Source organism: Arthrobacter sp., assembly GCF_030540645.1.
GTDB lineage: Bacteria > Actinomycetota > Actinomycetes > Actinomycetales > Micrococcaceae > Specibacter.
The window spans coordinates 1-6,768 of the sequence record NZ_JAUNVV010000119.1 but is presented as its reverse complement, the minus strand read 5'-3'; the positions used below and the strand labels follow the sequence as shown (position 1 = coordinate 6,768).

Sequence of the window (6,768 nt, the reverse complement as noted above, 5' to 3'; positions counted from 1 at the left end):
CATCACGAAGTTCGGATTCGGCCCCGAACACAACATCGTCAACGTCTAGCAACCACCCGGCTGCGGCGGCTGCCCGAGCCGCCGCAGCGTTCGTTTTTTGCACATTGAACCCACTGAGGAGCACCACGATGGACAAGTCAGTATTTCTGGAAGACATGGATGCCTTCGCCTACCGCGAAGCGCTGACGTCCGGGGAGGCGATTGTCCTCATCCCCGTCGGGTCGCTGGAGCAGCACGGGCCACACCTGCCGCTGGGGACGGACACCATCCTGTCCACGCATTTCGCGGCGGCAGTGGCCCGGCGGCTGGGCGCACTTGTGGCCCAGCCAATCGCCTACGGCTACAAGTCACAACAGAAGTCCGGCGGCGGCAATCACCTCTCCGGAACCACCAGCTTGGACGGCGCCTCGCTCATTGGCATGGCGCGCAACCTGGTCAAGTCCTTTCTCAACCAAGGCGTCCGGCATGTGGTATTTATCAACGGACACTTCGAGAACTACCAGTTCCTGTATGAGGGGATCGATCTCGCCTTGGAGGAGCTGGGGATCACACCGGGGGCGGGGCAGAGCGTGCTGCTGCTGTCCTACTGGGACTTTGTCAGCCAGAACACGCTGGCCCAGGTCTATCCGGACGGATTTCCCGGGTGGGAAATCGAGCATGGCGGGGTGTTGGAGACCTCGCTCATGCTCCACCTTGAGCCGGCCAGGGTTGTCATGGAGCGTCTGGTGGACAGCCCGGCGGCGGTGCTGCCGCGTTTCGACCGGCTCCCCGTGGTGCCGGAACGGACGCCGCCCACCGGCTGTCTCTCGTCGGCAGCCGGATCCAGCGCAGCCAAGGGTGCGCTGCTCCATGACCAGGTGGTTGACGACCTGGCACTGGACCTCGCCGGCGAACTGATGGGCGAACTCGCAGGCGTGCCGGCCTGGATGAGCAGTTCCACGGTGTGCGACGTGGCATAGGCAGCATTCCAAGGCGCTGCCTGCGGTCGATTGAAGCCCCCAGGCGGAAGCGGGTTCCGCGCTGGGTCCCGCAACCAGCAACACCCGCGAACAGGGAGCGCCGGGGCTAGCATAGGGAACATGTGCGGAGCCTGTGATCCTGTGTCGAAGTTGAATCCCCTCAAATCCTCCCCCGGCCCGGCGGCGGCCCGATCCGGCCCGGCCGGGACGACGCCTGTCAGGCAGCCGGACCCCACCGCAGATCACCACAGGAACGGCGATGCCGAGCTGCTGATCACCGGCGGCCCCATCATCACGTTGGACAGCAATCTCCCGCATGCCGAAGCCGTGGCTGTCAGGCAGGGGCGGATCGTGGCCGTAGGCACTGTTGAGGAGTTGGAAGGACTTGCGGGGAGCAAGACGGAACGTTTGGATCTGGACGGACGGACGCTGCTCCCCGGTCTCATCGACCCGCACATGCATTCCTCCATGGTCCAGCTCAACGACTGGGTGGACGTCAGCCCGATGAGCACGCCGGGCGCCGACGACGTGTTTGCTGCGCTCCGCGGCGCCCCCGCGACGTCCACAGGCTGGGTGTTGGCCCAGCAGTTCGATCCCAGCATCACCGAGGGCCACCCTGTTCTCACCCGTGAAGTCCTCGACCGTCTGGTTCCCGACCGTCCGCTGCTGGTGTTGGAAAGCAACGGCCACATCGCCTACGTGAATTCAGCAGCCCTGACCCGGGCTGGAGTAGACAAAAACACCCCGGACCCGCCCGCTGGCAGGTACACCCGCGACGAACACGGCGAGCTGACTGGCCGGCTCGAGGAGTCCTCGGCCTTGGGTGCCTTCACGAAGGGAATCCCGTTTGTCACCGGTGATGCAGCCACCGCACGCATCCGTGACCTGCTGTGGCATGCAGCCGGCAAGGGCGTCACCATGCTCCACGACTGCGGGATCGGCTCCATCGACGGCACCGCTGACTTGGCCGGACTCCAAGCGACCATCGATACAGATTCACCCGTGCGCTACCGCGGAATGCTGGTTTCCACCGCTTATGACGCATGGATGGAGATGGGGCTTCACCCTGGCTTTGGCAACGACTTGTTCAGGGTGGACGGCATCAAAGCCTGGTCCGACGGCTCCAACCAGGCGGGCACCGGATTCCAACGCGAACCCTACCTCGGTACGGAAAGCCGCGGCTCGCTGAACTATTCAGCGCAGGAACTGGCTCGCGTAGTCCAGCGCGCCCACGCTGACGGCTGGCAGTTGGGGGTCCATGCCAACGGCGACGCGGCCATCGACACAACGATCGACGCCTTTGAACAGGCGCTGAAATCCCACCCACGGTCCGATCACCGCCACCGGATTGAGCACTGCAGCGTCCTTCACCCCGAACAAATCGAGAGGATGGCCGCACTGGGGCTGTCGCCGTCGTTCTTGATCGGCCACATCCGCTGGTGGGGCAAGGCGTTCCGTGACAGGCTTTTGGGGCCCGAACGCTCAGCCATCTACGATCCGTGCGCTTCCGCGCTGCGCGCCGGTCTGAAGATCTCCCTGCATAGCGACTGGAACGTCACTCCGCTGGAGCCGTTGCGCTACGTCCAAGATGCCGTCACACGGATCATGGCCGAGGGCGGGGAAGTTCTCAATGCCAATGAGCGCATAGGGGTTGAGGCGGCGCTTCGGGCTGTCACCATTGATGCCGCCTGGCAGTGCCGCGCGGACAACATCACCGGTTCCATTGAGTCAGGCAAGTATGCCGATCTGGTGCTGCTGGAGGAGAATCCGCTGGAAGTGGCGCCGCCCCAGATCGAGCAGATTGCCGTGTCCCAGACGCTGCTCGCCGGCAAGGTTTGCAGCCGGTGACCGCCAACGACGCCTCCGAAAGCAGCGCCGCGGGCAACACCGAGGGCGCCGCCAACGAGTCGAGCGCTGAAGCGGGTCCCTCCGAGAAGGCGGGGCGCTTCTCCGCCGGAGATCTGGCACCCGCGACCGCTGTGGGGTTCGTCTTTCTGATTCTGCGGATCTTTGCCGTGTCCGGGTATGACTGGAATACGGCGTTCGCGGTCAGCACCACGCTCAGTCCCAGCGACGCACTGGCCCTTGTCTTCGGGTCCCTCATGGCCGGGCACGTGCTGGTCCAAATTTTGCTGGTGGTGGTTCTTCCGCTCCTCATCGCCACATTCTTGTGGTCTTCGTTCGGGCACCGGGCAACGGTGCTGCTGGCTACCACCTTGGGTTTGGTCACCCTGATCGCACTGACCGTCAGCTTTAAGATCTGGTGGCTGCCGGTGGCATCGGCTGCAGTTTTCGTGCTGTTTGCCCTGACGCACCGGCTTTCCACAAAACACTGGCTGCGGCGCATGCTCTCGGTGGCGATGGCCAGCGTGGGCGTGGTGGCTGCCGTGGCGATCCTGCTCGTCGCCGCGTTCATCCAGACGCCATGGGTGCCGCAGGAACAGATCCAAACCACCCATGGGACTCTCATTGGCTACGTCCTCAGCGTCGACTCCGGCTACCTCAACGTGCTGACCGAAGAGCACGAGTTCGTCATCCTCAACACCTCAGAGGTGCTGTCACGCAAATAGGCGCAAAAAATGGCCCCGCCCCGCCGTCGTATGAATACACGACGGCGGGGCGGGGCCATCAGCAGCCAACCTGGCGGTTTGGTCTGCAGCAGCGTTGCGGCTACTCCATTGCCATGGCGGCAGGCTTCTTGTCGCTGGATTCGGCGAGCATGGCAGTGAATTCCTCTTCGATCACCGGATTTGGCTTGTAGGTCATCTTGGAGACAACCACGGCCACGATGACGTTGAGGATGAACGCGGGGACAATTTCATACATGGCGTCATGCAGGACAGGAGTCTTGCCCCAGGCGAACACCACTATTGTCGCCACAACCATGCCCGCAAGGGCACCCCGGGCGGTGAGCTTGCGCCAGTAGAGGCTCAGCAGCACAATGGGCCCGAATGCCGCTCCGAACCCGGCCCAGGCGAAGGCCACAAGTTCCAAGATGCTCGCATTCCTATCCAGCGCAATGAGAACCGCAATGACGGCGATCACCAAGACACCGAGGCGCCCCAGAACGACCTGCTGTTTGGCCGTGGACTTGCGCCCAGCCATGTTGTAAAGATCTTCCACCAACGCCGAAGAGCAAACAATGAGCTGCGAGGAGATGGTGGACATGATGGCGGCCAGCACGGCAGCCAGAACCAATCCTGCAACGAAGGGGTGGAAGAAGATCTGGCTCAACTTCAGGAACACTGTCTCCGGATCGTCCAAGCCCATGGAGGGATTGTCAGCGAAGTAGGCGATGCCCACCAGCGCGGTGGCAACCGCCCCGGCCGCGGACAGGATCATCCAGCTGATGCCGATACGGCGGCCGGCTTTGGCGTCCTGCGGTGAGCGCAATGCCATGAACCGCACAATAATGTGGGGCTGGCCAAAGTAGCCCAAGCCCCAAGCTGCGGTGGAGAAGATGCCCACCATCCACACCAGCGTGTTTCCGTCGCCAAAGCCCCTGAACAGGTTCAAGTTGTCCGGATCGATGGTTTGCAGTCGGTTGACAGTGGCGCCAATGCCGCCGGTCTGCACCACGGCAACAATCGGTACCACGATGAGGGCAGCGAACATCAACAGTCCCTGGGCGACGTCGGTCAGGGTTGCGCCAATAAAGCCGCCAAACAAGGTGTAGGCCAAGGTGACAACCGTGACCACACCCATCCCCACAAGGTACGGCCAGCCGAAGGAGCCCTCAAAGAACTTTCCGGCTGCCACCATGCCCGAGGAAACATAGAAGGTGAAGAACACCAAAATGATGACGGCAGTGACAATGCGCAGCACGTGCGAATTTTCCTTGAGCCGTTTCTCAAAGAAGCTGGGAATCGTAATGGCGTTTTGTGAAATCGCCGTGTAGGAGCGGAGCCTGGGGGCCACAAATTTCCAGTTGAGCCAAGCTCCGATGGTGAGCCCAATGGCGATCCATGCCTCGACCAGGCCGGAGAGGTAAATGGCGCCTGGAAGGCCCATGATGAGCCAACCGGACATGTCGGATGCTCCGGCTGAAAGGGCGGCAACACCCGGTTTCAGTTCTCGTCCGGCCAGCATGTAGTCGTCGAGGTCGTCGGTTTTCTTGAAGGCAAAATAGCCGATGGCGAGCATACCCGCCATATAGACGGCTATTGCCATTAGTTGAAACGCATGATCAGTCACGAATTGTTCCTCTGCATTCTTTGACACCTCATCGGATCATCTGATCATGGGATCGAGTTGAGCATCCAGATCAGCTGGATTGTCGCAATGAATGGCGGCCAATAGTTCGGACAGTTCGTCCGAACCTATCAAAATTCTCTTCCTGCCGCGATACTAATAGGCGAAATCATGGGCAAGTTGGCGAGACCCCGGAGGGTGTGACACCCTTCGCCCCTGCCCGCCGCAACCTCCAACGCCTATGCTGGTAAAACCCATTCCTCCGCACGAAGGAGCACCCAGTGACAGCCACCCTGAGCTACCGCCACCTGTTTGGACCCGGTCCCAGCAATTGCTATCCGGAGGCCATTTCAGCGTTGGGCAACCCTGTGCTGGGGCATCTTGATCCACTGTTCTTGGAGACCATGGACAAGACCTGTGAGGGGTTGCGCAAAGTGTGGGGAACCACCAATGCCCGGACCCTGCCACTGAGCGGGACCGGGTCCGCTGGCATGGAAGCGGCGTTCGTCAACACAGTTGGCCCCGGGGATGTGGCAGTCATCGCCGTCAACGGCATGTTTGGCGGGCGCATGTGTGAGATCGCCCGGAGGGCGGGGGCCGAAGTGGTGCCGGTGGAGCACGCATGGGGCCAGCCGATCGATCCAGAACGAGTGGCCGCAGCCCACCCCAACCCCAAAGTCATCGCTGCCGTCCACGCCGAAACCTCCACCGGTGTCCTTTCAGACATTGCCGCCCTTGGCCAGCTCAAGGGCGACGCCCTGCTCCTCACCGATGCCGTCACTTCCATTGGCGGCCTGGAACTGCTCGCCGACGAATGGGGCATCGATGTGGGCTACGCCGGTACGCAAAAGTGTCTCGGCGTTGCGCCCGGACTTTCCCCCTTCACCATCTCCGACGCAGCTTTTGAACGCCGCATCAAGGACCCCCAGTCCTGGTATTTGGATTTGGGTCTGCTGGGCGGTTATGTCGGCAGTGCCAGCGGCAGCAAGCGCACCTACCACCACACCGCACCGGTGACCATGATTGCCAGCCTTGAGGCAGGAGTGGGACGGGTTCTGGCAGAAGGGCTCGACGCCGTTCAGGCCCGCCACAACGCCGCCGGACTGGCACTGCAGAACGGTCTGCAGGAGATGGGCTTGGAACTCTTTGCCGCTGAAGGGTTCCGGCTGCCTAGCCTGACCACCGTGAAAGTGCCCCAAGGTGTGGACTCCGCTGCCGTGCGCGCCTACCTCTTGGAGCGATTCAGCATCGAGATTGGCGCCGGTGTGGGCGAGTTTGCTTCCACGGTGTGGCGCATCGGGATGATGGGTCCCAATGCCAACCCGGGCTCGGTGGTGTTGGTCCTTGGTGCGCTGCAGGAAGCCATCGCCAAGGCCTAAGTGAACCTTCCTCCTCCGGCAAGGCGGGGCTAAGGTGTGGTTATGAGCAGAAAACCAGAGCGTGGGGATGATGCGTTCACCCACAATGAACCCGACATTGACCCCTTGGGCGCCATCTATTCCGAGATGGTGACACCGGACATCGAGGAAATGACCGAGCACGCGGAAAGAATGGCAGAGGAAAAGGAAACAGAGCCGGACGAGATGTAAGCCGTCACCCGGACATCCAACACTCAGCA

At 62.0% G+C, this 6,768-nt stretch carries 6 protein-coding genes; 5 read left to right on the top strand and 1 reads right to left on the bottom strand.

All coding sequences use genetic code 11. The features are described from left to right. The first annotated feature begins 128 nt into the window (after positions 1-128). The 3 genes from Q4P21_RS15410 (at position 129) to Q4P21_RS15400 (ending at position 3,529) form a co-directional block, all read left to right on the top strand. Positions 129-959 (top strand): creatininase, encoded by an 831-nt coding sequence (locus Q4P21_RS15410; RefSeq protein ID WP_303389610.1) that lies wholly within the window; start codon positions 129-131, stop codon positions 957-959. Between the two features lie 141 nt (positions 960-1,100). Beyond that, a complete protein-coding gene (locus Q4P21_RS15405; protein WP_303389609.1) occupies positions 1,101-2,807 on the top strand; it encodes an amidohydrolase in 1,707 nt (568 codons plus the stop codon). Continuing rightward, positions 2,804-3,529 (top strand): hypothetical protein, encoded by a 726-nt coding sequence (locus tag Q4P21_RS15400; RefSeq protein WP_303389608.1) that lies wholly within the window; start codon positions 2,804-2,806, stop codon positions 3,527-3,529. Before Q4P21_RS15405 ends, Q4P21_RS15400 begins: the two co-directional genes overlap by 4 nt. Before the next feature lie 100 nt (positions 3,530-3,629). Here the strand turns inward: Q4P21_RS15400 and putP are convergent, their stop codons facing one another. After that, a complete protein-coding gene (gene putP, locus Q4P21_RS15395; RefSeq protein WP_303389607.1) occupies positions 3,630-5,153 on the bottom strand; it encodes a sodium/proline symporter PutP in 1,524 nt (507 codons plus the stop codon). 278 nt (positions 5,154-5,431) lie between these two features. On the opposite strand from putP, the gene Q4P21_RS15390 reads away from it, so the two are divergent. Both Q4P21_RS15390 and Q4P21_RS15385 read left to right on the top strand, forming a co-directional pair. Further along, positions 5,432-6,529, top strand: a complete 1,098-nt coding sequence (locus tag Q4P21_RS15390) for an alanine--glyoxylate aminotransferase family protein (protein ID WP_303389606.1) — start codon at positions 5,432-5,434, stop codon at positions 6,527-6,529. A 42-nt stretch (positions 6,530-6,571) separates the two neighbouring features. Then, positions 6,572-6,739, top strand: coding sequence for a hypothetical protein (locus Q4P21_RS15385; RefSeq protein WP_303389605.1), 168 nt, complete (start codon positions 6,572-6,574; stop codon positions 6,737-6,739). Positions 6,740-6,768 lie beyond the last annotated feature (29 nt).